General features: G+C 46.7%; 1 pseudogene. It reads right to left on the reverse strand.

From position 1 onward, the window contains the following. Nucleotides 1-108: pseudogene (locus P5683_RS26315) on the reverse strand (Uma2 family endonuclease); the annotation flags it as partial. Between the last annotated feature and the right edge of the window lie 106 nt (nucleotides 109-214).

Consider the following 214-nt stretch of genomic DNA (forward strand, 5'->3'; position numbering starts at 1 on the left):
AATGGTGACAATCCAGCGGAATTGTTCGGTATTTTCTGCCATAGGTTGACCGTCGTTTTCGGGGTAGATAATTGGGGTTTGGGCAGTGGTTTTAATCTCTGTTACCATGTGGCCTCCTTGGGGTGAGTTCTGTGCATAAAGTGGTTCAACTTTTTCCCTTACATAGTATCAGGGTCAATACCTAATTCCCGCAGTCTTTCCGCCAGGCGGTTAC

It is taken from the genome of Limnospira sp. PMC 1279.21, from assembly GCF_032349615.1.
Taxonomy (GTDB): Bacteria; Cyanobacteriota; Cyanobacteriia; order Cyanobacteriales; family Microcoleaceae; genus Limnospira; species Limnospira fusiformis.